A 24,870-nucleotide genomic window follows, 5' to 3' on the forward strand; every position below is an offset into this window, starting at 1 on the left:
GCGCGCAGGATGCGGATCGTTTTCGTTCACCCCAATTACCATTCCGGCGGGGCCGAGATTGCGGGCAACTGGCCTCCGGCCTGGGTTGCCTATCTGACAGGGTCGCTGCGGGCGGCGGGCTTTCAGGATATCCATTTCATCGACGCGATGACCTATCACATCGGGCCGGAGGATTTGCGAAAGCGTCTGGCCGAGTTGCAGCCCGATGTGGTGGGCACGACTGCGATCACCCCCGCGATCTACGAGGCCGAGGCGGTGTTGCAGATCGCAGCCGAGGTGGTGCCGAATGCGCTGCGGGTGCTGGGGGGCATCCATGCGACCTTCATGTTCCGGCAGGTGCTGACCGAAGCGCCGCAGGTCGACGTGATCGTGCGCGGCGAGGGCGAAGAGATCATGGTCGCGCTGATGCAGGCCGTCGATCAGGGCCGCTGGCCTGCGGACCGGCGCAAGATCAAGGGCTTGGCTTTCCTCGACGCGGGCGAGATCGTGGCGACGCAGGCAGCACCCACGGTCAAGGATCTGGACGGGATCAACCCCGATTGGTCGATTCTCGACTGGGCGAAATACATCTACGTGCCATTGGGCGTGAAGGTGGCGATCCCCAACATGGCGCGGGGCTGTCCCTTTACCTGTTCGTTCTGTTCGCAATGGAAGTTCTGGCGCGATTACCGTGTGCGCGATCCGAGGAAGGTGGTCGATGAAATCGAGCGGTTGGTGAACGACCACGGGGTCGGGTTCTTCATTCTTGCCGACGAGGAGCCGACGATCAACAAGAAGAAATTCGTGGAATTCTGTCAGGAGTTGATCGAGCGCGGTCTGAACGACCGGATCAAATGGGGGATCAACACGCGGGTGACCGATATCTGGCGCGACCGCGACCTGCTGGGGTTCTACCGCAAGGCGGGGCTGGTTCATGTGTCGCTTGGCACCGAGGCGGCGGCCCAGATGAAGCTGGACATGTTCAACAAGGAAACCACGGTCGCGCAGAACAAGGAAGCGATCCGGCTGCTGCGTGAAGCGGATATTTTCACCGAAGCCCAGTTCATCGTGGGGCTGGACAACGAGACCGCCGAGACGCTCGAGGAAACCTACCGGATGGCATGGGACTGGCAGCCCGATCTGGCGAATTGGGCGATGTATACGCCTTGGCCGTTCACGCCGCTGTTTCAGGAAATCCGCGATCAGGTCGAGGTGTTCGACTTTTCCAAATACAATTTCGTCACGCCGATCATGAAGCCTGCGGCCTTGACGCGGGGGGAATTGCTCGACGGGGTGATGAAGAATTACCGCCGTTTCTACATGAAAAAGGCGCTGTTCCATTACCCGTGGCGCGGCACGGGGTTCCGGCGGCGCTATCTGCTCGGGTGTTTGAAAGCGTTTCTGAAGGCGGGGGTGGGGCGCACCTTCTATGATCTTGGCAAGGCGGGCTATTGGGGTCCGCAGACCAAGGATAAGGTCGATTTCCACTTCGACGGGACGCGCCAGATTGCCGAGGCGCAGATGGCCGATTGGGAGGCGAGTGCCGACCGTGCGGCGCGGGCTGCGGAACGGCGCCATGCGGTGAAGGTGCAGATGGCCGAGCGCGCCGACGAAAGAAAGGGCTTTGCCCTGCCCGCAGATGCCATGGCCTGCGGCGGTGGCAAGGACCAGATGGCCGAATGATGCAGGCGCGGATCGGGCCGAATGCGGTGCTGCAACTGGTCGGTGTGCTCGACCGCGATCTGGGTCGTCAGGCGCGGGACCGTGTCTTTGCCGGGCTGCGCCTGCCGCCACCCGACAGCGGGATGATCCCGCAGGCCGAGGCGATTGCCGCCCATCTTGCGCTGCGGGCAGCCTTGCCCGAGCGGGCAGACACGCTGCTTGCTGCGGCGGGCGAGGCGACGGCAAGTTACATCCTGCGCCACCGCATCCCCGCCGTGGCGCGGGGGCTGATCAGGCTTTTGCCTGCCCGCATCGGCGCGCGGGTGCTGGCGCGGGCGATCGAGCGGCACGCCTGGACCTTTGCCGGTTCGGGCAGGTTCCGTGTGGCGGGTCTTTCGCCCTTGGTCTTTGAATTGCACGACAACCCCCTCGCGCAGGATGGCGCGGCCTGTGTCTGGCATGCCGCCGTGTTCCGGCGGCTGTTCGAACGGCTGGTCTGGCGCAGGGTGCGAGTGGTCGAAACCCGTTGCGCGGGGCAGGGGGGCGATCTCTGCCGGTTCGAACTCCATCCGGACTGACTGCCCCTTTCACGCTGGAAAAATATCCTCGGGGGGAGCCGCGGCACGCGGCGTGGGGGGCAGACAGCCCCCCTTGTTTGGCAAAGGGTGGTTCTGCACGAAATTGTAAACCTAGCCTTACACATCCTGCTTGCCTGACGTGGCGTTGTCCTGTTTAATTGACAGATGATTGCAAGCGCCCTTTCCCCCAGACGTTACCCCGAACCGCGCGCCATGCTGCGGCTGATCAAGCCGATCACATGGTTTCCGCCGGTCTGGGCCTATCTGTGCGGCTCGGTCTCGGCGGGTGTTCCGCTTGGCGGGCAGTGGGGGCTGGTGCTTTTGGGCATGATCCTGTCCGGCCCCATCGTCTGCGGCATGTCTCAGGCGGCCAACGACTGGTGCGACCGGCATGTCGATGCGGTGAACGAGCCGGATCGACCCATTCCTTCGGGCCGGATTCCGGGGCGCTGGGGCTTGTGGATCGCGCTGGCGATGACGGGGCTTAGCCTTGCGGTTGGCTGGTTGCTGGGGCCTTGGGGGTTTTACGCCACCGTGGCGGGAGTGATCGCGGCTTGGGCCTATAGCGCCGAACCGGTGCGGCTGAAGCGGTCGGGCTGGTGGGGGCCGGGGCTGGTGGGTCTGTCCTACGAGGGGTTGCCGTGGTTCACCGGCGCCGCCGTGTTGCTGGGCGCTGCACCGCGTTTCGAGGTGGTGATGGTCGCGCTTTTGTATGCGCTTGGCGCGCATGGCATCATGACGCTGAACGATTTCAAGGCTTTGGAGGGCGACCGCCAGCATGGCGTGCGGTCGCTTCCCGTGGTGCTGGGGCCAGAGGTTGCCGCAAGGATCGCCTGCACGGTCATGGCGATGGCGCAGGTTCTGGTGGTGGCGCTGCTGCTGGTCTGGGGCAAGCCGTGGCAGGGGCTGGCGGTGACGCTGCTGATCGTGGCGCAATTTGCCGCGATGCGGGTCTTGTTCCGCGACCCCAAGGGCAAGGCGCCGTGGTATAACGGCACGGGCGTGGTGCTTTACGTCACCGGCATGATGATTTCGGCCTTTGCGCTGCGGGGGCTGGCATGAAGCTGTCATGGGTGCAGATCTTCCGGTTGGGTCTGGTGCAGATGTGCCTTGGCGCGGTGGTTGTGCTGACCACCTCGACGCTGAACCGGCTGATGGTGGTGGAACTGTCGCTGCCCGCCGTGCTGCCCGGTCTTCTGGTGGCGTTGCATTACGGCATCCAGATCACGCGGCCGAACTGGGGATACCGCTCCGACACGCGGGGCAACCGCACGGCCTTTATCATCGGTGGCATGGCGGCCTTGGCGGCTGGCGGTTTCCTTGCGGCGGCGGGTGTCGTGGTGATGGGCTTTGCGCCGTTTGCGGGTCTGGCGCTGTCGATCCTTGCTTATGCGCTGATCGGGGTCGGGGTGGGGGCTTCGGGCACCTCGCTTCTGGCGCTGCTGGCCACAGCGACCGCACCGCGCCGGCGGGCGGCGGCGGCGACGATCACATGGTTGATGATGATTTTGGGGATCGCGGTGACGGCGGGCACGGTGGGTGCCTTGCTTGACCCCTATACGCCCGCGCTTTTGCTAGAGATCGTCGGCTGCGTCACGGCGGGGGCGGTGGTTCTGACCACGCTTGCGGTTTGGGGTATCGAACGCAGGGTCATCGCCGAGCGCGAGGCGGAGGCCACTCCGTTTCGCCAAGGCATGGCCGAGGTCTGGGCCGAGCCGCAGGCGCGGGCCTTCACGCTGTTCATCTTTCTGTCGATGACCGCTTATTTCCTGCAGGAACTGATCCTCGAACCCTACGCGGGGCTGGTCTTTGCCATGAGCCCCGGTGAAAGCACGCAGCTTTCGGGCGCGCAGAACGGCGGGGTTTTCGTGGGGATGGCTCTGGTCGGCATTGCCGCCACGGGGCTGCGGATCGGGTCGCTGCGGATGTGGGTGATGGGCGGTTGCCTCGGGTCGGCGGCCTCGTTGGTGGCGATAGCCGCCTTGGGGCAGGGCGGAACGGGGCTTGTTCCCGCGGTCGTGGCGCTGGGGCTGTTCAACGGCATGTTCGCGGTGGCGGCCATCGGGTCGATGATGGCGCTGGCAGGACGCGGGCGCGATGCGCGGGAAGGCACGCGGATGGGGCTTTGGGGGGCCGCGCAGGCGCTGGCTGCCGGTTTCGGCGGCTTGCTGGGTGCGGCTTCGGTCGATGCGCTGCGGCTGGTGGTTCCGGCACCGCAGGCCTTTGGCATGGTGTTTCTGGCCGAGGCCGGATTGTTCGTACTGGCGGCGCTTATGGCCGCAAAGATCATCGAGGGGCGGCAGGTGCCTGCCCCCGACGCGCAACTCGTTCCGGGAGAATGACCGATGGGATATGACGTATTCGTGGTCGGCGGCGGTCCTTCGGGGGCGATTGCGGCAGAAGACCTTGCGCGGGCGGGGCGGCGTGTGGCGATGCTCGACCGTGCGGGGCGGATCAAGCCCTGCGGCGGCGCGATCCCGCCGCGCGCGATCCGCGATTTCCAGATCGACGGCGGGATGCTGGTGGCAAAGATTACCACGGCGCGGATGATCTCGCCCACGGGGCGGCAGGTCGATATTCCGATCGAGAACGGCTATGTCGGCATGGTCGACCGCGAGCATTTCGACGAATATCTTCGCAAGCGCGCCGACGAGGCGGGGGCCGAGCGGCTGACCGGCACCTTCCTGCGAATCGAGCGCGACAAGGATGGCACCCAAGTCGTCTGGCGCGACAAGGCATCGGGCGAGGAGCGCCGCAGCGCGACGCGGCTGGTGATCGGGGCCGATGGCGCACGGTCAGCCGTGGCGCGGGCCGAGGTGCCGGGGGGTGACCGTATTCCCTATGTCATCGCCTATCACGAGATCATCAAGGCACCACCCGCATCGGCCAATTACGATCCGAAACGCTGTGACGTGATCTATGACGGGCGGATCAGCCCCGATTTCTACGGCTGGATCTTTCCGCATGGCGATAATGCCAGCGTGGGCATGGGCACGGAAGTGGACGGGGTCGATCTGAAACAGGCGACTGCCGCCTTGCGCGAAAGCGCGGGGCTTGCAGGCTGCGAGACGATTCGCAAAGAGGGCGCGCCGATTCCGCTGAAGCCGCTTGACCGTTGGGACAACGGGCGCGACGTGGTGCTGGCGGGCGATGCGGCGGGGGTGGTGGCGCCTTCGTCGGGCGAGGGGATCTATTACGCCATGGTCGGGGGCCGTGTGGCCGCGACTGCGGCGCAGGCCATGCTGGCCTCGGGTCGGGTGCGCGATCTGAAACTGGCGCGCAAGATGTTCATGAAGGAACATGGCACGGTGTTCCGCGTGCTGCGGTCGATGCAGGACGCCTATTACAAGTCGGACGAGCGGCGCGAGCGGTTCGTCAGCCTGTGCCACGATGTCGATGTTCAAAAGCTGACCTTCGAGGCCTATATGAACAAGAAACTGGTATCGGCGCGCCCCTTGGCGCATCTGAAGATCGGGGTGAAGAACATGGCGCATCTGTTGCGGCTGGTTTCTCCAAGCTGGGTTTGAACGACGTGGACGTATTGACCGAAGAGATGATTCCGGCATGGGTCGAGGGCAAGCTGGTGCCGGTGGGCAAGCTTGACGTGCACAAGCGCGGGCTGCGGCACAAGGCGGTGTCGGTCTTCGTGATGGACGGGGGCCGCGTGCTGTTGCAGCAACGGGCGCTGGGCAAATACCACACGCCGGGGCTGTGGGCCAACACCTGCTGCACCCATCCGCGCTGGGACGAGGCAGCACTCGATTGCGCGGTGCGGCGGCTGCGCGAGGAGTTGGGGATCACCGGGCTGGTGCCGGTCTTTGCCGACCGTCTGGAATATCGCGCCGATGTGGGCAACGGGCTGGTCGAGCACGAATTGGTCGATGTCTTCACCGCCAAGGCCGGCCCAGGCCTGCGGCTTGCGCCTGACACCGACGAGGTGATGGCGACCGAATGGGTCGAACTGGACCATTTGTCGGCCGAAGTGCAGCGCACACCCGCGCGCTTCACCCCGTGGCTGCGGATCTACATGACCGAACACATGTCGCGCATCTTCGGCGACCGTTCCGCCCCCTGACCAAACGGAGCGCGGCAAAGGGGCCGCGCAAGCCATCTCTCGCGCGTGCCGCGCTCGGGCGTGGGGGCTGCCGCCCCCGTCGCGCAAGATGCGCGCCTCCCCCGCGGATATTTGGACCGAAGAGAAGGACTTGACGTTCTTTCCACCTTCTTCTTGGTGCAAATATCCTCGGGGGTGAGGCCGCAGGCCGAGGGGGCGGAAAGCCCCCTGAAATTATTCGCAGAATAATTTTTCTTGCTGGCCAAGCCAGGGCAATGCGGTTTCGGCGACTGTTTCGGCGGCTTCTTCGTGCAGCAGGTGTCCGTAGCCCGGAATTTCCGAGTACAGGGCGTTCGGCATTTGTCGTGCGGCTTCGGCCGAGACGCGCGCGGGCACTGCCTTGTCGCCGGTCGATGCGATGAGGAGGGTCGGCGTTTGCAGCCGTGGCAGGGCTGCCATCAACCCGTCGAGCCGCCATTGCGCCATCATGCCGAGCGTGCCTTCGACATGCGCGGAGTCGCGGACGAGGGCGAGGTATTGGCGCTGGCCTGTGGCGTCGAGCGGAGAGCCGGTCGAAGCGAGCAGGCGTCCGACGCTTTGCGGGTTGCCCCAGAGTTTCGACACCAGATGCGGCACGAAGGGGGCTGCGGCAAGGGCGCGGGCGAGCAGCGGGAACATGACGCCTGCCGCGCCTTCGAAGCTGCCAAGCGCCGCGTTTATGCCGATGACGGCCCTGACGGCCGCGCTTTGCGCCATGCGTAGCGCGATTGCGGCACCCGCCGAATGGCCGAGAATAAATGTCGGGGTCAGACCCATCGTCGCGCATAGCGTTGCGATGTCTTCGGCCATCGCATCCAGCCCGTAGCGGCTGCGGCTGCCGGGGCGGGTGAAGCCCTGACCGGGCAGGTCGGGCACGATCAGGTGGTAATGCGGGGCGAGCAGCGGGATGAGCGCGCGAAAGCTGTGGCCCGATCCGCCCGCGCCGTGCAGCATCAGCAGCGTCGGGCGGTCCTTGGGGCCTGTGTCGATGACGCACCAGTCATGCGGGCGGCTTTGCACGCGGCGGATGCTGTCCCGTCGGGGCCAGTCGGGGGGCATCCGAGACAGGTCCATCCTAGCCGTCCAGCGCCGCGCCGAGGGCCGCGCTGAGCCGCCGGGCATCGGCGCGGGGCAGCGCGAGGTAGGGCGCGTCCATGGTTTGCGCGAGCAGGCGCAGGCCAGGTTGCGGGCGGTTTGCCACGTCGATCACCAGCGCAGGCGTACCTGTTGCACGGATCTGGCGGGCAAGGCGGCTGGCCTCGTCTTCCGCCTTGGCGCGGTCGGCGGTGCCGTCGAGCGCGATATTGCCGCGACCGTCGGTCAGGATGGCGATGGTCGGTGTCAGCCCTCGCGCCTTGGCCTGTGCGGCCGTTGCCAGCGCCAGTTGCAGGGCCGAGGCGAGTGGTGTGCCGCCGCCGCCGGGAACGCCTGCAAGGCGGCGCTTGGTTTGGACCAGCGAACGGGTGGGCGGCAGGATCAGTTCCGCTTGCGCGCCGCGAAAGGCCAGCAGGGCCACATGGTCGCGGCGGGCATAGGCGGCGGCGAGGAGGAGCTCGATGGCACCTTTGGCTTCGGCCAGACGGGCGAAGGCGGCGGAACCCGAGGCGTCGACCGCGAAGATCAATACGCGGTCCGAGGTTTCGCGGAAGCGTTTGACGCGCAGGTCGGACGCGCGGACGAGAAGCGTGGCATCGGGCCGATCGGTCTGGCGGCGGCGGAGCGGTTGCCACGGGGCCGCGGCGCGCAGCGTTGCAACAAGGTCGATGCGGGCACCCTGGGCCAGGCGGCCGGGGCGCGAGGGAAGCGGGCGACCGCGGCGGTTGCCGCTGTGGGCGGCACCGGAGCCTGTGGCCGATTTGGCGCTGCGGGCGGCGCGGCCTGCAGCGAGGGCTTCGAGCAGGTCTTGCGGTAGGGCGGCGAGCGCGGCTTCGACCATCATCTCGGTGGGCAGGGTGGCGGTGTCGGGCTGCGTTTCGCCCTGTGCGCTGTCGGGTTGGTCAGGGGTGGGGGGCGGCGGCGTCGCGTCTTGCGGCTGTCGGTCGGGCATGGGTGCCGCGCGGTGGGCGTAGACGAGTTCGGCGGCGGCGATCAGGTCTGCATCTGTCACTTCGCTGTGGCCTTGCCATGCCGCATGGGCGCGGGCGGCTTTGGCGGCGAGGAGCGGCGCGCGAAGCGAGGCGATGCCGAGTTCGGCGGCGGCGCGGGTGAGTTGTTCGAGCGCTGCGGGCGGCACGATGAGTGCCGGCAAGGCGGCACGGGCGGCTGCCAGCCGTGCGGGGTCGGGTGTCGGGTCGGGGCTGTCGGACCACAGGTCGTCAGAAAGGTCGAGGAAGAGACCGAGGCGGTCGGTAAGCGCGGGAGGCAGGGCTTCGTCGGGTTCGGCCCCTTCGTCGACGGCGATCAGCGCATGGCCGGGGGTATCGAGCGCAGCCGCAAGGCGTGCCGACAGGCCTGCGGGGCAGCGCTCGGCCATGGTCAGGATCAGCGCGGAGGGGCGGGAAAGCAGCCCGCTTGTCAGGATTTGACGGCCCGTGGCCAAGGTCGCCGCAAGGTCGAGGCCGCCATAAAGTGCGTCGTCGGCGATGGTCGGGTGCAGGCGGACAAGCGGGAGGGGCAGGGCGGTCAGCGCCGCAGTCACACGGTCGCGCAGGGGGCCGGAGCGGGCGCGGAGCCAGAGACCGCGCAAACCTGCGGGGTCGACGGCCAGCAGCGCCAGCGCGGTCTGTGAGCGTGTAGGGGCGGGTACTTCGGTCAGGGCAGCACCTCGGTCACGGCGCGGATGACGCGGGCGGTCGATCCTGCCTCGTCCAGGGGGTCGCGGCGCAGGCGGTGCGACAGCGCCATGGGGGCCACGGATTTCAGGTGGATGCGGCCCACGGACTCGTCGCCCTCGAAGGCGGCGATGGCGCGGGCGGCGCGCAGAAGGGTAAGTTCACCGCGCAAGCCGTCGGACCCGATGGCGATACACAGGGCCGCGCAATCGTGCAGCACCGTGTTGGGGGTGTGCAGCGCGGGCAAGGCGGCGCGGGCGGCAAGGATGCGGTCGCGCAAGGCCATGTCTTGCGGGCGCCAAGTCTCGATGAAGGCGCCGTAATTCGTCTCATAGGCGTCGCGGCGGCGGATCACCTCGACCCGCGTTTCGATGTCGCGCGGGCTGGTGACTTCAACCGACAGGCCGAAACGGTCGAGAAGTTGCGGGCGCAGCTCGCCTTCCTCGGGGTTGCCGGACCCGACGAGCACGAAGCGGGCGGGGTGGCGGATGGAAAGCCCCTCGCGTTCCACCACGTTCTCGCCCGATTGGGCCACGTCGAGCAGCAGGTCGACGATGTGGTCTTCGAGCAGGTTCACCTCGTCTATGTAGAGATAGCCGCGGTTGGCGCGGGCAAGCAGGCCCGGCTCGAAGGCTTTCTCGCCGCGGGTCAGGGCGCGTTCGATGTCGAGCGCACCCACGACGCGGTCTTCGGTTACGCCGAGCGGCAGGTCGACGACGGGGGTTGGTTTGCGAATGATGCGGTCGGTCGTGCCCTGCGCCCAGTCGGGCACATCGGCGGGGCGGGCCGAATTGACGGGGCAGCCTTCGACGGCCTCGATTTCGGGCAGCAGGGCCGCGAGGGCGCGCACGGCGGTGGATTTGCCGGTGCCGCGGTCGCCAAAGACAAGGACGCCGCCGATGGCGGGATCGACCGCGGTCAGGATCATCGCCTGTTTCATGGCCTCTTGGCCGACGATGGCGGAAAAGGGGAAGGGTTGTTTCATGTCGACCGTCCGGCTGGCAGGATTATCTGCGAAAATCCTGTGGGGCGAATTTTCTGCGAAAATTCGGGATGGGGCGTTTGATGATCCTTCGCAGAAGGATCGTTGACGTGATTTTTCGCAGAAAAATCGTGCGTCATGCGGCGCGCTCCTGCATCAGCGGGGCGAGCGGGTCCTGGCCGTTCCAGGTTCCGGTGGCGCCGAGCAGGCGGAAGCGGGCGTAAAGCTCTTCGCGGAACCACTGGCCTTCGCGCACGGCGGCGATGGCGCGGCCATGCGGGCCGTCGCCACGGGCGAAATTGGCCATGCTCGCGGCATCGGGCCAGATCGAGAAGGTGACCTGATGCAAAAGCGGCAACTCCCCGATGCCGATCTTGAAGGTGACGTTGGGGTCGCTGCCGATGGTGGCCGAAATCGAGGGGACACGGTTCCAGAAGCGCAGGGCGCGTGCCGGTTTGACCGTAGCGCGGGTCAGGGCGGCGAGGGGGCCGGTCGGGGCCGTTACGGGCGTGTCGGGAAGGAAGGGGTTGACCCCCGCCCATGCGCCGCGTGCCGAGACAGGGTCGAGGAACACGGTCCAGCTTTCGCGGGCCTTGCCGCGCCATGCCTGCCAGACGGGGCCGTTCGTGGTGCGGTCGCGGGCGGTCGCCTCGTCCGGCCAGACCGACAGGATGGCCCAGACGCCCCAGTTCGGACGCGGGGTAAAGCCTTCGCCGGTGCCCGAGCCGCAGAGTTTCCAGAACAGGGCGCGTGATTCGCGGCGCAGCGCCAGACGCGCCAAAGCCATCTGTCCGATGACCCACAGGCGGGGCATCAGGCCGTCGAAGCGGAAAAGGCTAAGGCAGACGGTCGGGATGATATGCCCCTTTTTGCGCGGCTGGGTGGCAATATGTAAACCTAGTCTGACATTTCCTTGCAGGCGAGGAAAGGAAAATCCGGTGATTTGCCGCCGTTAACGTCGCTATTGTCAATCAAACTAGACAGTCTATCATCGGGGCATGACCCATGCTCGCCCCACCCCGCCCGAGACAGACGCAAACCATGCCATCGTGATCGGCGCAGGACTTGGCGGCCTTGCCTCGGCCATGCGGCTCGGGGCCAAGGGGTGGCGGGTGACGGTGATCGACCGGCTTGACCTGCCGGGCGGGCGCGGGTCGTCAATCACGCAAGGCGGGCACCGCTTCGACCTTGGCCCGACCATCGTGACGGTGCCGCAGGGCTTGCGCGAGCTTTGGGCGACCTGCGGGCGGGATTTCGACCGCGACGTGAACCTGAAACCGATGGAGCCGTTCTACGAGATCCGCTTTCCCGATGGCGAGACCTTCACCGCGCGGCAGGATGATGCCGCGATGCGGGCCGAGGTTGCACGGATTTCGCCACGTGACGTGGCGGGATATGACAAGTTCCTGAAGGACAGCGAGGCGCGGTACTGGTTCGGCTTCGAGGACCTTGGCCGCCGGTCGATGCACCGCCTTGTCGATCTGATCAAGGTCTTGCCGACATTCGTGAAGATGCGGGCGGACCGGTCGGTCTATGCCCATGCGGCGGGGCGTGTGAAGGACGAGCGGTTGCGCTTTGCGCTGTCGTTCCATCCGCTGTTCATCGGCGGCGATCCGTTCAACGTGACCTCGATGTATATCCTTGTCAGCCATCTCGAAAAGGCTTTCGGCGTGCATTACGCCATGGGTGGCGTGCAGGCGATTGCCGCCGCCATGGCGCGGGTGGTCGAGGCGCAGGGCGGCGAGGTGCTGCAAGGCGTCGAGGTGGACGAGATATTGACCGAGGGGGGCCGTGCGTCCGGCGTGCGGCTGGCATCGGGCGAGGTGCTGCGGGCGGCGGTCGTGGTCAGCAATGCCGATGCGGGCCATACCTATACGCGGCTTTTGCGGAACATGCCGAGGAAGCGCTGGACCGATGCCAAGGTGAAGCGGCAGCGCTGGTCGATGGGGCTTTACGTCTGGTATTTCGGCACGCAGGGCACAAAAGACATGTGGCGCGACGTGGGGCACCATTCCATCGTGGTGGGGCCGCGCTACCGCGACCATATCAAGGACATCTTCATCCGCGGCAAACTGGCCGACGACATGAGCCTTTATGTCCACCGCCCCAGCGTCACCGACCCTTCGGTGGCGCCAGAGGGCGGGGATACGTTCTATGCGCTGTCGCCCGTGCCGCATCTGGGCTTTGGCGGGGTGGACTGGGCCGAGGAAGAGCCGCGTTACCGCGAAAAAATGGCGCGGATGCTGGACGAGCGGCTGATCCCCGGCTTTCGCGACCACATCACCGAATCGCTGGTCTTCACGCCCGAGACGTTCCGCGACCGCTATCTCTCGCCCAACGGATCGGGCTTTTCGATCGAGCCGCGTATCCTCCAATCGGCCTATTTCCGGCCGCATAATGTGAGCGAGGAATTGCCGGGGCTTTATCTTTGCGGGGCTGGCACCCATCCGGGCGCTGGATTGCCGGGCGTGGTGGGCACGGCCGAGGTGCTGGGCACGCTGGTGCAGGATGCGCCGCTGCGCCGGGCAGAACCTTTGCCCGATCTGCCGATGGCTGCGGAATGACGATCTCGATGGATCATTTCACGCCCGATCTGCGGGGCGATGCCTTGGCCGTGCAGGACATGGCGGCTTGTCGCGAGGCGATCAGGACGGGGTCTTTGTCGTTTCATGCGGCATCAAGGCTGTTGCCCGCCAAGGTGCGCGATCCGTCGCTGGCGCTTTATGCCTTTTGCCGCTTGGCAGACGATGCGGTAGACGAAGGCGACGACAAGGTGGGGGCGGTCTTGCAGTTGCGCGACCGGCTGGACCTTGTCTATCGCGGACGGCCACGCGATGCGGCGGCCGACCGTGCCTTTGCGCGGGTGGTCGAGACCTTCGAGATGCCGCGCGCGCTGCCCGAGGCCTTGCTTGAAGGCTTTGCATGGGATGCTGTCGGGCGGCGTTACGACACGCTGTCGGGGGTCTTGGATTATTCCGCGCGGGTCGCTGCGGCAGTCGGTGCCATGATGTGCGTGCTGATGCGCGTGCGCGAGGCCGATGCGCTGGCGCGGGCCTGCGATCTGGGGCTGGCGATGCAACTGACCAACATCGCCCGCGATGTGGGCGAGGATGCGCTCGCGGGGCGGATTTACCTGCCCTTGGACTGGCTGGCCGAGGAGGGTGTGGATGTGGCGGCGTTTCTTGCTGCGCCCGCGCCTTGTGACGGGGTCAGGCGGGTGACGCGGCGGTTGCTGGACCATGCCGACCGGCTGTATCGGCGGTCCGAAGCGGGGGTGCCGAAGCTGCCGCTGGCCTGCCGTCCGGCGATTCTGGCGGCGCGGCATGTCTATGCGGGCATTGGTGGGCGGGTCAGGGCGGCGGGCTACGATTCGGTCACGCAGCGGGCGCGCACGGGGCGGGGGGCCAAGCTGGGCTGGCTGGCGCTGTCGGTGCTGCGGGCGGGGACCATGTCGGTCGGGCCGGTGCCATCGGTGCTGCATGCGGGCCCTGCGACCGAGGTGGAATTTCTGGTTCAGGCGGCGCGGGGCGCGGCCCGAAAGGGGCGGTCCGAGGCGCTTTTGTCGGTTCTGGCGCAGCTTGAGGCGCGGGATCGCGGGCTGGCCTGACCCTTGCGGGCGGCAAATTGCGCGCTTGGACGGAACCCTGATCGGGGCTATGTCGCTGGGTCTGACCAGAACGGAGCGGCCCGATGGACTATGTGCTTTTCTTCACCTTTCTTGCCGCCTGCGGGGCTGCCGCCACGACGGGGGCGCTGTTTTCGCCGGGGCCGTGGTATCGCGCGCTTCGCAAACCGGTCTGGACGCCGCCCGACTGGCTGTTTCCAGTGGCATGGACCACGCTTTACCTGTGCATGAGTGCGGCAGGCGCGCGGGTCGCCAATCTGCCGGACTCGGGGCAGGCGCTGGCGCTGTGGTCGGTGCAGATCGGCTTCAACGCGCTTTGGACGCCGGTGTTCTTTGGGCTGAAGCGCATGGGGGCGGGGCTGGCCGTGGTGCTTTTGCTCTGGGTCTCGGTCGCGCTGACGATGCTGGCGCTGTGGCAGCTCGACACGGTCGCGGGGCTTTTGTTCGCGCCCTATCTGGTTTGGGTCACGGTGGCTTCGGCCTTGAACTTTACCGTTTGGCGGATGAACCCCGAGGCACGGGTGGCATCGCCGGCGGAGTGAAGGTTTGACTGGCGGAGCGGGGGCCAGCCCCCGCACCCCCGGGATATTTGAGGGCAGAAAATGCGGGTCAGGCGTTGGTCTTGAAGGACCATGCGCTGCGGCGCGGGACGCGGACGGCCAGCATCGATTTAACGATGGGCGAGCGGAAGCGGCCAAGGTCGAGGGCTTCGTGGACGCCTGTCGTGGGTTCGCCGTTCAACCGTGTGGTGACGAGGCTGCGCGAATAGAAGGGGGCGTCGAGCAGGTTCATCGCCTGTTTCGGCGTGGTCCCCGCATCGGCGCGGGTGTCGCGGGCCACCTGCCAGAGCGAGCGTTTGAAGCGGGTCAGCGGCGGCGGGGTGATTTCGCGCACTGCCCCCCTGCGGTCGATTTCCAGACCCAAGGCGAGGGTCGTGCCGTCGCGGCGGGTGGCATCGTAAAAGCACTGCGCGCCGGTGGCGGTGGGGTAGCGGCCCCATGTCCAGAAGTCGAAATCGGCCTCGAGCGCCGCCGTTCCGAAATTGGCGTCGAAATAGCCATGGCCTTGCCAGCGGTGGCCTTGGGTCAGGTTCACCTCAATACGGGCGATGGGCGCGAAGGGGCGCCAGACGTGATTGGGGTGGAGTGCGACCTCGACTGCGGTGACGGCCTGGGGCGTCAGGATGATCTGGCCCTTGACCGGCGTGACGAGGGGGAGGGAGCCGATTTCATCGATGTCGATGATAAGCTGGCTTCCGGTCCAGTGCATGCGGCTGGGGCCGATGGTCAGCGTGTCGGATGATTGGCGAAGCGCGCTGCGGCCACGGTCGGTCATGGTGAAGCGCCCGCCGGGGCCGTAGGTGGCGACGTTGAGGCAGACGTGGTTCTGCGGGTCGCGGCGGCCGGATGCGGCATACCACGGCGAGAAGACCGAGCCGATGAACCCTATGACCGAGACCGCGCGCGTCCCGTCGTCGGAGACGCCGTCGACATACCACCACGCGTAGCCGTCGGGGGCGACGTGGAGGCTGAAATCCGGTCCTGCATGATCGCCGCGACCGCGTGCCGGGCCGAGAGGGCTGCCATCGGCACCCCCGCCCCCGGATGGGTGCCGCCCCCCGCCAGATACAGCCCCGCCAGCGCCGTCCGCGCCGTGGGGCGGGTAAAGGTCGCCATCGTTCCCTCGGGTGTCGCGCCGTAAAGCGCCCCCTGCGACGCCGGAAAGGCCGTCGCGAAATCGCTCGGGGTGGTCAGGCTTGACAGCGGGGGAAGCGCATCGAAGGTCAGGCCCATCGCTTGCAACTGCTGAAAGGTGCGTGTCCGGCATAGGTCTTTGTCCTCGGTCGATTGGCGCAGGGCGGGGGATGTCAGCGCGGGGGCGTTCAGGATGATCTCGAACCGCTCGGGTCCGGTTCCCCGCGCGGGGGTCAGCCGGTCTTCGGCACAGATGTAGAGGGTTTGCGCCTTTGGCGTCTCGCCCCGCCCTATGGGGCCGAATTCGGTGGCGGGGTCGGCGGTGAAGAACAGGTTGTGGTGCAAAAGCGCATCGGCGGCAGGGCCGCCGGGCGTGGCGGCAAAGGCCCAGACCTGTGCGGAGAGGCTGGGTTTGGCGGGGGCCACGCGGGGCAGGGCGTCGCCCAGAAGGCCGGTGGTCAGTGCCGCGGGGTCGCCGTTGAAGATGCAGACCGCACAGGGCAGGCTGCGTCCGGTATCGGTTTGCACGGCGCTGACGCGGTCGTTCTGGCGCAGGATGCGCCGGGCGGCGGTGGCGTAATGGAAGGTCACGCCCATGCGTTCGCCAAGGGCCGCGAGGGCGGCGGCGAGGCTGTGCATGCCGCCCTGCACCCCCCAGACGCCCTGCGCTTCGGCCCGCCAGACCAGTGACAGGACGGCGGGGGAATGGGCGGGGCGACCGCCGACATAGGTGGCGTAGCGGCCGAAAAGCTGGATCAGGCGCGGGTCGCGGAAGTAAAAGCGGAGCAGGCGGTCGAGGCTAACCCCGGGCAAAAGCGCCGGCCAGAGGCGCGGTTGGCGCAGTGCGGCGCGGGCGATGGCGGCAAGGTCGGGGCGTGGCGACTGGATGACGGGGCCGCGGAACGCTTCGTAAAGCGATTGCGCGAGTGTGTCGAAGCGCAGGAAGGCGGCGGCTTCGCGCGGGCCTGAGAGGGCGCGGATCGCTTCGGTGTTCGTGTCGCGGTCGGGCGTCAGGTCAAGCGTGCTGCCGTCGGGCCAGAAATGGCGGGCGAGGACGGGTTGGGGAACGAGCGTCACGTGGTCATCGAGCCTTTCGCCGTTCAGGGCGAAGAGATCGTCGAATACGGCGCGCAGGGTCAGGACCGTGGGGCCAGCATCGACTGGGCCAGCATCGACTGGGCCAGCATCGACTGGGCCAGCATCGATTGGGCCTCCAGCCGTGGGAAAGGCGCGGGCCTTGCCGCCGGGGGCTGCGCCGCGTTCCAGCACGGTGACCCCGTAGCCTGCGGCGGCAAGGCGGATGGCCGAGGCAAGCCCGCCCATTCCTGCGCCGATCACGATGGCCTTGGTCTTGCCGCTGTCGCTGTCCATCCGGCGAGATTAGCCCGCCGCGAAGGATTGTCCAAGTTAGATTACAGTATGGTGTAAGATTTAGTTTACACCTTGGGCTGCCGGTGCGATGCTGGCCACAGGCTGGCGCGAAGGGAGCGATCATGGCTTTGGACGGGCGGATCGAACAGGCGGTGGTGGGGGCTTTGGCCCTGACGCGTTCGGGCGAAGGCCCGCCGCGGCTGACGGCGGCGCTGGACCATGCGGTCTTTCCGGGCGGGGCGCGGATCAGGCCGACGATTCTTCTGTCGGTCGCGATGGCTTGTGGCGATGACCGGCCGGGGCTTTCGGATGCGGCGGCGTCAGCGCTGGAGTTGATCCATTGCGCGTCGCTCGTGCATGACGACCTGCCCTGTTTCGATGATGCCGACATGCGGCGCGGCAAGGCTTCGGTGCATCGCGCTTACGGCGAGCCTTTGGCGGTTCTGGCGGGCGATTCGCTGATCGTGCTGGCCTTCGAGGTGCTGGCGCGGGCTGCGGCGGACCATCCGGCGCGGGCGGTGGAACTGATAAAGCTGCTGGCGCAGCGCACGGGGGCACCCGGCGGGATTTGCGCGGGGCAGGGCTGGGAAAGCGAGCCGGTGATCAACCTTGCGGCCTATCATCGGGCAAAGACCGGGGCCTTGTTCATGGCGGCAACGCAGATGGGCGCGGCGGCGGCGGGGCAGGATCCCGAGCCGTGGGAAGAACTGGGCGCACGGATCGGGGCAGCGTTCCAGGTTGCCGACGATCTGAAGGACGCGCTGCTGACGCCGGAACAGACCGGCAAGCCTGCGGGGCAGGATGCGGCGCACCAGCGCCCGTCGGCGGTGACCGAAATGGGCGTTGCGGGTGCTGCGCGCTATCTCAAGGACATTCTGGGCGGGGCGATCGCCTCGATCCCGTCTTGCCCGGGCGAGGCGAAATTGGCGGCACTGGTGCGTGCCTATGCTGAAAAGATGACGCCGGTTCATTTGTCGCCTTCGGCTGCAAGCGCCGTGCGCGGGTGATGCTGAAGGCTTCCGGACATATGCCGTCACGGCTGGGATTTGCGGCGCGGCTGGGACTGTCGCCGCGGTTTCATGCGTTTTGCGCGCGGGTGCTTGGGCTGAAGCATATCGCGCGGGCCGAGGGTCGGGCTCTGTTCGACGTGGTGTCGGGCTTTGTGCAATCGCAGGCGCTTTTGGCGCTGGTCGAATTTCGGGTGATGCACCGGCTGACGGACGGGCCTTTGTCATTGGGCGACATCGCGGCTTTCGCCCGCGTTCCGGCCGAGCGTATGGCCGTTCTGCTGCAGGCGGGCGCTGCGTTGCGGCTGATCAGGCGGCGGGGCGGGTTGTGGCATCTGACGACGCGGGGGGCCGCGTTCCTGACCGTGCCGGGACTCGAGGCGATGGTGCGGCACCATCCGGTGCTGTACCGCGACCTGTCGGACCCCGTGGCCTTTTTCCGGGGCGAGACGCAGCCGGAGTTGGCGGGGTTCTGGCCCTATGTATTCGGTGCGGGGGGGGCTGCCGATCCGGCGCTTGCGGCGCGCTATTCGGAGTTGATGGCGGACAGTCAGGGTCTGGTGGCCGCCGATACGCTGGGGCTTGCCGATCTGTCCAAGGCGCGGCGCTTGATGGATGTGGGCGGCGGGACTGGCGCCTTTCTGGCGGCGGTCGGCGCGGCGCATCCGGCGGCAGAGCTGGTGTTGTTCGACCTGCCGGCGGTGGTTCCGGCGGCCAATGCGCGATTCGCGGCGGCGGGGCTGGCCGGGCGGGTAAAGATCGTTCCGGGATCGTTCCGGGACGGGGCGCTGCCTGCGGGGGCGGATACGATCACCCTTGTGCGCGTGCTTTACGACCATGCCGACAGCACCGTCGCGGCCTTGCTGCGTTCGGTATTCGAGGCCTTGCCCATAGGCGGGCGGGTGGTGGTTTCCGAGCCTATGTCGGGGGGCGACAGGCCTGATCCGGCCACGGACGTGTACTTTTCGGTTTACACCCTTGCCATGCAGACGGGGCGGACAAGGTCGGCTGCCGAGATCACGGCGATGCTGGCAGCTGCGGGCTTTGTAAACATGACGTTTTGCCACGGTTTCCGGCCCTATGTCACATCGGTCGTGACGGCTGAACGCCTGAAATAATGGCACGTGACGTAAATTACTGTCTATTTAGTTTGACAGTCTGGTGTGTAAGTTTAAACTGACACATATAGCCGAAAGCCCGATCGGGGCAAAGGCAACGCCGCCGTCCCTTCTGGGCGCGGCAGGGGGAGTGAAGAAGTGCAGACCACCGCAGTCATCTTGTCCGGACCGAGAGAGCTTTCGCTTTCGACGCTCGGCATCACGCCCCCGAGGGCGGATGATCTGGTGGTCGAAATCGCACATTCGGGCATTTCGACGGGCACGGAAAAGCTGTTCTGGTCAGGCACGATGCCGCCCTTTCCGGGCATGGGCTATCCGCTTGTGCCGGGCTACGAGGCTGCGGGTGAGGTGGTCGAGGCCGGTCCGGAAAGCGGATTTGCGGTCGGGGATCATGTCTTCGTGCCCGGTGCCAATTGCTTTGAGGGCGATGTGCGCGGGTTATTCGGCGGTGCATCACGGCACCTGACCACATCGGCGGCGCGTGTGGCGCGGATCGACCGTGGCATGGGGGCGACCGGTGCGCTTCTGGCGCTGGCGGCGACGGCGCGGCATGCGGTTGCGGGGTTCAACACCGCCCTTCCCGATCTGATCGTCGGTCACGGAACTTTGGGTCGTTTGCTGGCCCGCCTGACGGTGGCTGCGGGTGCACCCGCGCCGACGGTCTGGGAAACGAATCCCGCGCGGCGGGGCGGGGCGGTCGGCTATGACTGCATCGATCCCGAAACCGATGCGCGGCGCGATTATCGCGCGATCTATGATGCTTCCGGCGCTTCGGGCATGCTCGACAAGCTGGTGATGCGTCTGGCCAAGGGCGGCGAGATCGTGTTGGCGGGGTTCTATACCGAGCCCGTCGCCTTTGCCTTTCCGCCCGCTTTCATGAAGGAAGCGCGGTTCCGCATCGCGTCGGAATGGACGCCGGACGATCTGACCGCGACGCGGGCGCTGATCGAATCGGGCGCACTTTCACTTGACGGGCTGATCACGCATCGCCGTCCCGCGACCGATGCCACGGCGGCCTACGAGACTGCCTTTACCGACCCTGACTGCCTGAAAATGATCCTCGATTGGAGCGGAAACGCATGACGCTGGATATTCCGAACCTCAAGGATTTCGACACCCGCCTGCGCGACGAGGCGCATGAGGAGCCGACGCTCGAAGTGCCCTCGGCACCCCCAACGAAAAAGACGCAGATCATCGCGATCTATGGCAAGGGCGGGATCGGCAAGTCCTTCACGCTGGCCAACCTGAGCCACATGATGGCCGAAAACGGCAAGCGCGTGCTGCTTATCGGCTGCGATCCGAAATCGGATACCACAAGCTTGCTGTTCGGCGGCAAGGCCTGCCCCACGATCATCGAAACCTCGACCCGCAAGAAACTGGCGGGGGAAGAGGTCAAGATCGGTGACGTATGCTTCAAGCGCGGCGGCGTCTTTGCGATGGAGCTGGGCGGGCCAGAAGTCGGCCGTGGTTGCGGCGGGCGCGGGATCATCCACGGGTTCGAGTTGCTGGAGAAACTCGGGTTCCACGACTGGGACTTCGACTATGTGCTCCTGGATTTCCTTGGTGACGTGGTCTGCGGCGGCTTCGGTCTGCCGATTGCCCGCGACATGGCGCAAAAGGTCATCGTGGTTGCCAGCAACGACCTGCAATCGCTTTATGTGGCGAACAACGTCTGCTCGGCGGTGGAGTACTTCCGCAAGCTGGGCGGCAATGTCGGTGTGGCCGGCATGGTCATCAACAAGGATGACGGCACCGGCGAAGCTGCGGCTTTCGCCAAGGTGGTGGGGATTCCGGTTCTGGCAAGCATTCCTGCCGATGACGACCTGCGCCGCAAGTCGGCCAATTACCAGATCGTCGGCACCCATGCGACGCAATGGGGCGGGCTGTTCACCGAACTGGCCGAGAATGTCGCCGATGCGCCGCCGCTGCGGCCCAAGCCTTTGACGCAAGACGGTCTTTTGGGCCTGTTCGATGCCGAAACCACGGGGGCGGATTTCGTGCTGGTCCCCGCGACAGACACCGACATGCGCGGCAAGTTCGCCGGCGTCGTGAAATCGCTGGAAGTGGTCTATGACAATGTTTGACCTTGGCGCACTGGAAAAACTCGAAGCGGCGCTGCGCGCCCTTGCCGGCAAAGGGGCCAAGGCATGACCGGCGAAACCCGCTATGATCTGGCCGACCAGACCCCTGTCACCCAAGGGGTGACCGAGGCTGCGCCCGATCTGGCGGGGCAGACGGTTGAAGGCCAAACGGTCGACGGCATGGGTTGCCATTCCGGTGCGACGATGAAGGAAGCGGCGCGGGCTGCGGGCAATTCGGAAATGCTCGACCAGTTCGCCGCCGACTATCCGCAAGGGCCGCATGACAAGCCGCAATCGATGTGTCCGGCCTTCGGCTCGCTTCGGGTGGGCCTGCGGATGCGGCGGGTAGCGACGGTGCTTTCGGGTTCTGCCTGCTGCGTTTACGGGCTGACCTTCGTGTCGCATTTCTACGGCGCGCGGCGGTCGGTGGGTTACGTTCCGTTCAATTCGGAAACGCTGGTGACGGGCAAGCTGTTCGAGGATATCCGCGACGCGGTGCATGAATTGGCCGATCCTGAACGCTATGATGCGGTGGTGATCACCAACCTTTGCGTGCCGACGGCTTCGGGTGTGCCGCTCAAGCTGTTGCCCAAGGAAATCAACGGTGTGCGGATCGTGGGCATCGACGTGCCGGGGTTCGGTGTGCCGACCCATGCCGAGGCCAAGGACGTGCTGGCCGGTGCGATGCTGAATTATGCCCGCCGCGAGATCGAGGCTGGTCCCGTGCAGGCGCCCGAACGCGGGCGGTCCGACCGTCCGACCGTGGCGCTGCTGGGCGAGATGTTCCCCGCCGATCCTATGATGATCGGCGCAATGCTGGCACCGCTGGGTCTGGCGGCCGGTCCGGTCGTGCCCTGCCGCGAATGGCGCGAGCTTTATGCCGCCCTCGATTGCGGTGTGGTGGCGGCGATCCACCCGTTTTACACCGCCTCGATCCGCGAGTTTCAGGCGGCAGGTCGCAAGATCGTTGGCTCTGCCCCCGTCGGCCATGATGGCACGATGGATTGGCTTGCCGCGATTGGTGACGCATACGGCGTGGCCGCCGACCGCGTGGCCGCAGCGCAGAACGGCTTTGGCGAGGCGATCAAACAGGCCTTGGCCGACAATCCCGTCAAGGGGCGGATCACGCTGTCGGGCTATGAAGGGTCCGAACTGCTGGTCGCGCGTCTGCTGATCGAAAGCGGGGCGGATGTGGCCTATGTCGGCACCGCCTGCGCCAGGAACGAATGGTCCGAACCAGACCGCGCATGGCTGGAAGCCAAGGGCGTGGCGGTGAAATACCGCGCGTCGCTGGAAGACGATTGCGCCGCGATGGAGGCGTTCCGGCCTGATCTGGCGATCGGGACGACTCCGGTCGTGCAAAAGGCGAAAGAGCTCGCGATTCCGGGGCTTTACTTCACCAACCTCATCTCGGCGCGGCCCCTGATGGGTCCGGCGGGGGCGGGGTCTTTGGCACAGGTCGTCAATGCGGCGATTGCCAACAAGGCCCGTATGGACGGGATGAAGGATTTCTTCGAAGGTGTCGGCACCGGCGATACCAGCGGTATCTGGGAAGGCGCGCCGAACCTGCGGCCCGACTTCCGCGTGGCGCATCAGAAAAAGCTCGACAAGATGGCGAAAGCCGCCAAAGCCGAGGAGATGATCTGATGCTTGTGCAGGATCATGATCGCGCGGGCGGCTACTGGGGTGCGGTTTACGCCTTTTGTGCCGTCAAGGGTTTGCAGGTGGTGATCGACGGCCCCGTGGGCTGCGAGAACCTGCCGGTTACATCCGTGTTGCATTACACCGACGGCTTGCCTCCGCATGAATTGCCCATCGTGGTGACGGGCTTGGGCGAGGACGAGATGACCTCGGGCACCGAGGCTTCGATGGCGCGGGCGTGGAAAACGCTCGATCCGGCGCTGCCTGCCGTGGTGGTGACGGGGTCGATTTCCGAAATGATCGGCGGCGGGGTCACGCCGCAAGGGACGAATATCCAGCGGTTCCTGCCGCGCACAATCGATGAAGACCAATGGCAGGCCGCCGACCGTGCGATGACGTGGATCTTTACCGAGTTCGGCCAGACCAAGGGCCGCATGCCGGTGGAAAAGAAGCGCGAGCCGGGCGACAAGCCGCGGGTCAATATCCTTGGTCCGATGTATGGCGTGTTCAACATGGCCTCGGACCTGCACGAAATCCGCCGTCTGGTCGAAGGGATCGGGGCCGAGGTCAACATGGTGCTGCCTTTGGGCGCGCATCTGGCCGAGATGCGGAATCTGGTGAATTCCGATGTGAATATCGTGATGTATCGCGAATTCGGCCGCGGATTGGCGCAGGTGTTGGGCAAGCCCTATCTGCAAGCGCCCATGGGGCTGGATTCGACGACCAAGTTCCTGCGGAAACTGGGCGAGTTGCTGGGGTTGGACCCCGAGCCGTTCATCGCGCAGGAAAAGCATTCGACGCTGAAGCCGGTGTGGGATCTGTGGCGGTCGGTGACGCAGGATTTCTTTGGCACGGCCAGCTTTGCCGTGGTGGCCAACGAGACCTATGCGCGTGGCATCCGGCATTATCTGGAAACCGATCTGGGTCTGCCTTGCGCCTTTGCGGTCGCCCGCATGCCGGGGCAGAAGACCAACAACGAACAGGTGCGTTCGATGCTGCGCCAGCACCGCCCGCTGGTGGTGATGGGGTCGATCAACGAGAAGATGTATCTGGCCGAGATGAAGGCCGGGCACGGGCCTGCGCCGCATTTCATCGCGGCGTCTTTCCCCGGTGCCGCCATCCGCCGCCATACCGGCACGCCCTTCATGGGCTACGCCGGATGCGTCTGGATGCTGCAAGAGGTGTGCAACGGCCTGTTCGAGGCGCTGTTCCACATCCTGCCGCTTGGCACCGACATGGACAGTGCGGCGGCCACGCCCACTACCTTGCGGCGCGACTTCCCCTGGGATGTCGACGCGCAGGCAGAGCTTGACCGGATCGTTTCCGAACATCCGATCCTGACCCGGATTTCCGCCGCCCGCACCTTGCGCGACGCGGCAGAGAAGGCGGCACTGGACCAAGGCGCGGAACGCGTCGTCCGGGAGACCGTCGAGGCCCTTCGCGGGCCGAAAGCAACAACCAAGGGAGCACCAGCATGAGCGACTACACCTCCGGGAGCGGGCACCATGCCCACCGCGCTCCGCGTGCCGAGTTCTATGTGTATTTCGCCTTGATCTTCCTTGTGGCGATCCCCTTCGCCCTTGCAGCCTGGGTCGTCCAGGTCGCGGTCAACCGGGCCTTGCCCGTGCATGGTCCGCTGGCCCGCGCCTGGCGCGAGGCGGGGACGATCACGCCCAACATATTCCGGCCGTAACCGGCCCGAACGACTTTTCTGAGGGTTGCGCCCAACCCGTCAAACCATTCGCCGCCCCCCAGACCAACGGGGGACGGTGGAAACTCGGAACGGCACTCAGCCCGACCGTGAACCCCGCCGCAGGGAATGCGGCGTCAGTCTGTCCATCCGGAGGATAGTTATGGCTGATAAATCCGACCTGAGCTTCACAGGTCTTACCGACGAGCAGGCGCAGGAACTGCACTCGGTGTACATGAGCGGTCTCTGGCTCTTCACGGCTATTGCCGTTGTAGCCCACATCGCCACGTACATCTGGCGCCCTTGGTTCTGAGGAGGATCAAACATGTCGAAATTCTATAAAATCTGGCTGATCTTCGATCCCCGCCGCGTCTTCGTGGCACAGGGCGTGTTCCTGTTCCTGCTGGCCGCAATGATCCACCTCGTGGTTCTGAGCAACGGCATCAACTGGTTCCAGACCGCTGCTGCCGCTGGCGGCGCTGTCGTGGCGACCCAGTAACTACTGCCGCAAGGCACTTGCTGCGGGCGGGGGCTGGTCCCCCGGCCGTGGCGACCCCCACGGGCGCAACTCGACGGCT

General features: G+C 66.2%; 25 protein-coding genes. 18 read left to right on the top strand and 7 right to left on the bottom strand.

Annotated features, from left to right (window positions below; genetic code table 11):
* Nucleotides 1-9: 9 nt before the first annotated feature.
* The 6 genes from bchE (at nucleotide 10) to idi (ending at nucleotide 6,294) form a co-directional block, all read left to right on the top strand.
* Nucleotides 10-1,662 carry a magnesium-protoporphyrin IX monomethyl ester anaerobic oxidative cyclase gene (gene bchE / locus HYN69_RS05435; protein ID WP_108434855.1) on the top strand — a complete coding sequence of 551 codons (1,653 nt, stop codon included), beginning with the start codon at nucleotides 10-12 and terminating at the stop codon, nucleotides 1,660-1,662.
* Nucleotides 1,659-2,219, top strand: coding sequence for a bacteriochlorophyll 4-vinyl reductase (bchJ, locus tag HYN69_RS05440; RefSeq protein ID WP_108434856.1), 561 nt, complete (start codon nucleotides 1,659-1,661; stop codon nucleotides 2,217-2,219). Before bchE ends, bchJ begins: the two co-directional genes overlap by 4 nt.
* Nucleotides 2,220-2,384: 165 nt before the next feature.
* Nucleotides 2,385-3,281, top strand: a complete 897-nt coding sequence (gene chlG, locus HYN69_RS05445; RefSeq protein WP_108434857.1) for a chlorophyll synthase ChlG — start codon at nucleotides 2,385-2,387, stop codon at nucleotides 3,279-3,281.
* Nucleotides 3,278-4,561, top strand: a complete 1,284-nt coding sequence (locus tag HYN69_RS05450) for a BCD family MFS transporter (RefSeq protein WP_108434858.1) — start codon at nucleotides 3,278-3,280, stop codon at nucleotides 4,559-4,561. The genes chlG and HYN69_RS05450 overlap by 4 nt, the downstream gene beginning before the upstream one ends.
* 3 nt (nucleotides 4,562-4,564) lie before the next feature.
* Nucleotides 4,565-5,746, top strand: coding sequence for a geranylgeranyl diphosphate reductase (locus tag HYN69_RS05455; protein ID WP_108434859.1), 1,182 nt, complete (start codon nucleotides 4,565-4,567; stop codon nucleotides 5,744-5,746).
* Between the two features lie 26 nt (nucleotides 5,747-5,772).
* Nucleotides 5,773-6,294 carry an isopentenyl-diphosphate Delta-isomerase gene (idi, locus tag HYN69_RS05460; protein ID WP_108437048.1) on the top strand — a complete coding sequence of 174 codons (522 nt, stop codon included), beginning with the start codon at nucleotides 5,773-5,775 and terminating at the stop codon, nucleotides 6,292-6,294.
* Between the two features lie 213 nt (nucleotides 6,295-6,507).
* On the opposite strand, the gene bchO is transcribed toward idi, so the two are convergent.
* From bchO to crtA, 5 genes are all read right to left on the bottom strand, one after another.
* Nucleotides 6,508-7,386 (bottom strand): alpha/beta fold hydrolase BchO, encoded by an 879-nt coding sequence (gene bchO / locus HYN69_RS05465; protein WP_108434860.1) that lies wholly within the window; start codon nucleotides 7,384-7,386, stop codon nucleotides 6,508-6,510.
* 1 nt (nucleotide 7,387) lies between these two features.
* Entirely contained in the window at nucleotides 7,388-8,998 is a 1,611-nt protein-coding gene (locus tag HYN69_RS05470; RefSeq protein ID WP_230426496.1) for a magnesium chelatase subunit D, read from the bottom strand.
* Between the two features lie 65 nt (nucleotides 8,999-9,063).
* Nucleotides 9,064-10,068: a magnesium chelatase ATPase subunit I gene (gene bchI / locus HYN69_RS05475; protein ID WP_108434862.1), complete on the bottom strand. Its 1,005-nt coding sequence runs from the start codon at nucleotides 10,066-10,068 to the stop codon at nucleotides 9,064-9,066.
* Nucleotides 10,065-10,205, bottom strand: a complete 141-nt coding sequence (locus tag HYN69_RS21150; RefSeq protein ID WP_216824657.1) for a hypothetical protein — start codon at nucleotides 10,203-10,205, stop codon at nucleotides 10,065-10,067. Before HYN69_RS21150 ends, bchI begins: the two co-directional genes overlap by 4 nt.
* Entirely contained in the window at nucleotides 10,202-10,879 is a 678-nt protein-coding gene (crtA, locus tag HYN69_RS05480) for a spheroidene monooxygenase (protein WP_108434863.1), read from the bottom strand. The genes HYN69_RS21150 and crtA overlap by 4 nt, the downstream gene beginning before the upstream one ends.
* A gap of 184 nt (nucleotides 10,880-11,063) precedes the next feature.
* On the opposite strand from crtA, the gene HYN69_RS05485 reads away from it, so the two are divergent.
* The 3 genes from HYN69_RS05485 (at nucleotide 11,064) to tspO (ending at nucleotide 14,232) form a co-directional block, all read left to right on the top strand.
* Nucleotides 11,064-12,629 carry a phytoene desaturase gene (locus HYN69_RS05485; RefSeq protein WP_108434864.1) on the top strand — a complete coding sequence of 522 codons (1,566 nt, stop codon included), beginning with the start codon at nucleotides 11,064-11,066 and terminating at the stop codon, nucleotides 12,627-12,629.
* A complete protein-coding gene (gene crtB / locus HYN69_RS05490; protein WP_108434865.1) occupies nucleotides 12,626-13,672 on the top strand; it encodes a 15-cis-phytoene synthase in 1,047 nt (348 codons plus the stop codon). Before HYN69_RS05485 ends, crtB begins: the two co-directional genes overlap by 4 nt.
* Nucleotides 13,673-13,755: 83 nt before the next feature.
* Entirely contained in the window at nucleotides 13,756-14,232 is a 477-nt protein-coding gene (gene tspO / locus HYN69_RS05495; protein WP_108434866.1) for a tryptophan-rich sensory protein TspO, read from the top strand.
* A 67-nt stretch (nucleotides 14,233-14,299) separates the two neighbouring features.
* On the opposite strand, the gene crtC is transcribed toward tspO, so the two are convergent.
* Complete coding sequence (gene crtC / locus HYN69_RS05500; protein WP_108437049.1) at nucleotides 14,300-15,139, bottom strand: carotenoid 1,2-hydratase; 840 nt, start codon at nucleotides 15,137-15,139, stop codon at nucleotides 14,300-14,302.
* Entirely contained in the window at nucleotides 15,136-16,755 is a 1,620-nt protein-coding gene (crtD, locus tag HYN69_RS05505; RefSeq protein WP_108434867.1) for a 1-hydroxycarotenoid 3,4-desaturase CrtD, read from the bottom strand. The genes crtC and crtD overlap by 4 nt, the downstream gene beginning before the upstream one ends.
* Before the next feature lie 122 nt (nucleotides 16,756-16,877).
* Between crtD and HYN69_RS05510 the strand changes: the two genes are divergently transcribed.
* From HYN69_RS05510 to pufA, 9 genes are all read left to right on the top strand, one after another.
* Complete coding sequence (locus tag HYN69_RS05510) at nucleotides 16,878-17,762, top strand: polyprenyl synthetase family protein (RefSeq protein ID WP_108434868.1); 885 nt, start codon at nucleotides 16,878-16,880, stop codon at nucleotides 17,760-17,762.
* On the top strand, nucleotides 17,762-18,880 hold the full coding sequence (locus HYN69_RS05515; protein ID WP_108434869.1) for a methyltransferase: 1,119 nt from the start codon (nucleotides 17,762-17,764) through the stop codon (nucleotides 18,878-18,880). The genes HYN69_RS05510 and HYN69_RS05515 overlap by 1 nt, the downstream gene beginning before the upstream one ends.
* Nucleotides 18,881-19,018: 138 nt before the next feature.
* Nucleotides 19,019-19,963 (top strand): chlorophyll synthesis pathway protein BchC, encoded by a 945-nt coding sequence (gene bchC, locus HYN69_RS05520; RefSeq protein WP_108434870.1) that lies wholly within the window; start codon nucleotides 19,019-19,021, stop codon nucleotides 19,961-19,963.
* On the top strand, nucleotides 19,960-20,964 hold the full coding sequence (locus HYN69_RS05525; RefSeq protein ID WP_108434871.1) for a chlorophyllide a reductase iron protein subunit X: 1,005 nt from the start codon (nucleotides 19,960-19,962) through the stop codon (nucleotides 20,962-20,964). Before bchC ends, HYN69_RS05525 begins: the two co-directional genes overlap by 4 nt.
* Before the next feature lie 63 nt (nucleotides 20,965-21,027).
* Nucleotides 21,028-22,608 carry a chlorophyllide a reductase subunit Y gene (gene bchY, locus HYN69_RS05530; RefSeq protein WP_108434872.1) on the top strand — a complete coding sequence of 527 codons (1,581 nt, stop codon included), beginning with the start codon at nucleotides 21,028-21,030 and terminating at the stop codon, nucleotides 22,606-22,608.
* Nucleotides 22,608-24,080: a chlorophyllide a reductase subunit Z gene (gene bchZ, locus HYN69_RS05535; RefSeq protein ID WP_108434873.1), complete on the top strand. Its 1,473-nt coding sequence runs from the start codon at nucleotides 22,608-22,610 to the stop codon at nucleotides 24,078-24,080. Before bchY ends, bchZ begins: the two co-directional genes overlap by 1 nt.
* Entirely contained in the window at nucleotides 24,077-24,295 is a 219-nt protein-coding gene (pufQ, locus tag HYN69_RS05540) for a cytochrome PufQ (RefSeq protein WP_108434874.1), read from the top strand. The genes bchZ and pufQ overlap by 4 nt, the downstream gene beginning before the upstream one ends.
* 160 nt (nucleotides 24,296-24,455) lie before the next feature.
* On the top strand, nucleotides 24,456-24,605 hold the full coding sequence (gene pufB / locus HYN69_RS05545; RefSeq protein ID WP_101920918.1) for a light-harvesting antenna LH1, beta subunit: 150 nt from the start codon (nucleotides 24,456-24,458) through the stop codon (nucleotides 24,603-24,605).
* Between the two features lie 12 nt (nucleotides 24,606-24,617).
* On the top strand, nucleotides 24,618-24,791 hold the full coding sequence (gene pufA / locus HYN69_RS05550; RefSeq protein WP_108434875.1) for a light-harvesting antenna LH1, alpha subunit: 174 nt from the start codon (nucleotides 24,618-24,620) through the stop codon (nucleotides 24,789-24,791).
* Nucleotides 24,792-24,870: the final 79 nt, after the last annotated feature.

This window comes from Gemmobacter aquarius, from assembly GCF_003060865.1.
In the GTDB taxonomy this organism is placed as follows: Bacteria; Pseudomonadota; Alphaproteobacteria; order Rhodobacterales; family Rhodobacteraceae; genus Paragemmobacter; species Paragemmobacter aquarius.

Excerpts from the sequence above, each read along its gene's own strand:
- crtD (WP_108434867.1), bottom strand. The coding sequence starts at position 16,755 with ATGGACAGCGACAGCGGCAAGACCAAGGCCATCGTGATCGGCGCAGGA.
- HYN69_RS21150 (WP_216824657.1), bottom strand. The coding sequence starts at position 10,205 with ATGACGCACGATTTTTCTGCGAAAAATCACGTCAACGATCCTTCTGCG.
- HYN69_RS05455 (WP_108434859.1), top strand. The coding sequence starts at position 4,565 with ATGGGATATGACGTATTCGTGGTCGGCGGCGGTCCTTCGGGGGCGATT.
- crtA (WP_108434863.1), bottom strand. The coding sequence starts at position 10,879 with ATGCCCCGCCTGTGGGTCATCGGACAGATGGCTTTGGCGCGTCTGGCG.
- crtB (WP_108434865.1), top strand. The coding sequence starts at position 12,626 with ATGACGATCTCGATGGATCATTTCACGCCCGATCTGCGGGGCGATGCC.
- pufA (WP_108434875.1), top strand. The coding sequence starts at position 24,618 with ATGTCGAAATTCTATAAAATCTGGCTGATCTTCGATCCCCGCCGCGTC.
- bchJ (WP_108434856.1), top strand. The coding sequence starts at position 1,659 with ATGATGCAGGCGCGGATCGGGCCGAATGCGGTGCTGCAACTGGTCGGT.
- chlG (WP_108434857.1), top strand. The coding sequence starts at position 2,385 with ATGATTGCAAGCGCCCTTTCCCCCAGACGTTACCCCGAACCGCGCGCC.
- bchE (WP_108434855.1), top strand. The coding sequence starts at position 10 with ATGCGGATCGTTTTCGTTCACCCCAATTACCATTCCGGCGGGGCCGAG.
- tspO (WP_108434866.1), top strand. The coding sequence starts at position 13,756 with ATGGACTATGTGCTTTTCTTCACCTTTCTTGCCGCCTGCGGGGCTGCC.
- pufB (WP_101920918.1), top strand. The coding sequence starts at position 24,456 with ATGGCTGATAAATCCGACCTGAGCTTCACAGGTCTTACCGACGAGCAG.
- bchO (WP_108434860.1), bottom strand. The coding sequence starts at position 7,386 with ATGGACCTGTCTCGGATGCCCCCCGACTGGCCCCGACGGGACAGCATC.
- bchZ (WP_108434873.1), top strand. The coding sequence starts at position 22,608 with ATGCTTGTGCAGGATCATGATCGCGCGGGCGGCTACTGGGGTGCGGTT.
- HYN69_RS05510 (WP_108434868.1), top strand. The coding sequence starts at position 16,878 with ATGGCTTTGGACGGGCGGATCGAACAGGCGGTGGTGGGGGCTTTGGCC.
- HYN69_RS05515 (WP_108434869.1), top strand. The coding sequence starts at position 17,762 with ATGCTGAAGGCTTCCGGACATATGCCGTCACGGCTGGGATTTGCGGCG.
- HYN69_RS05525 (WP_108434871.1), top strand. The coding sequence starts at position 19,960 with ATGACGCTGGATATTCCGAACCTCAAGGATTTCGACACCCGCCTGCGC.
- idi (WP_108437048.1), top strand. The coding sequence starts at position 5,773 with ATGATTCCGGCATGGGTCGAGGGCAAGCTGGTGCCGGTGGGCAAGCTT.
- bchY (WP_108434872.1), top strand. The coding sequence starts at position 21,028 with ATGACCGGCGAAACCCGCTATGATCTGGCCGACCAGACCCCTGTCACC.
- bchI (WP_108434862.1), bottom strand. The coding sequence starts at position 10,068 with ATGAAACAACCCTTCCCCTTTTCCGCCATCGTCGGCCAAGAGGCCATG.
- HYN69_RS05485 (WP_108434864.1), top strand. The coding sequence starts at position 11,064 with ATGACCCATGCTCGCCCCACCCCGCCCGAGACAGACGCAAACCATGCC.
- pufQ (WP_108434874.1), top strand. The coding sequence starts at position 24,077 with ATGAGCGACTACACCTCCGGGAGCGGGCACCATGCCCACCGCGCTCCG.
- HYN69_RS05450 (WP_108434858.1), top strand. The coding sequence starts at position 3,278 with ATGAAGCTGTCATGGGTGCAGATCTTCCGGTTGGGTCTGGTGCAGATG.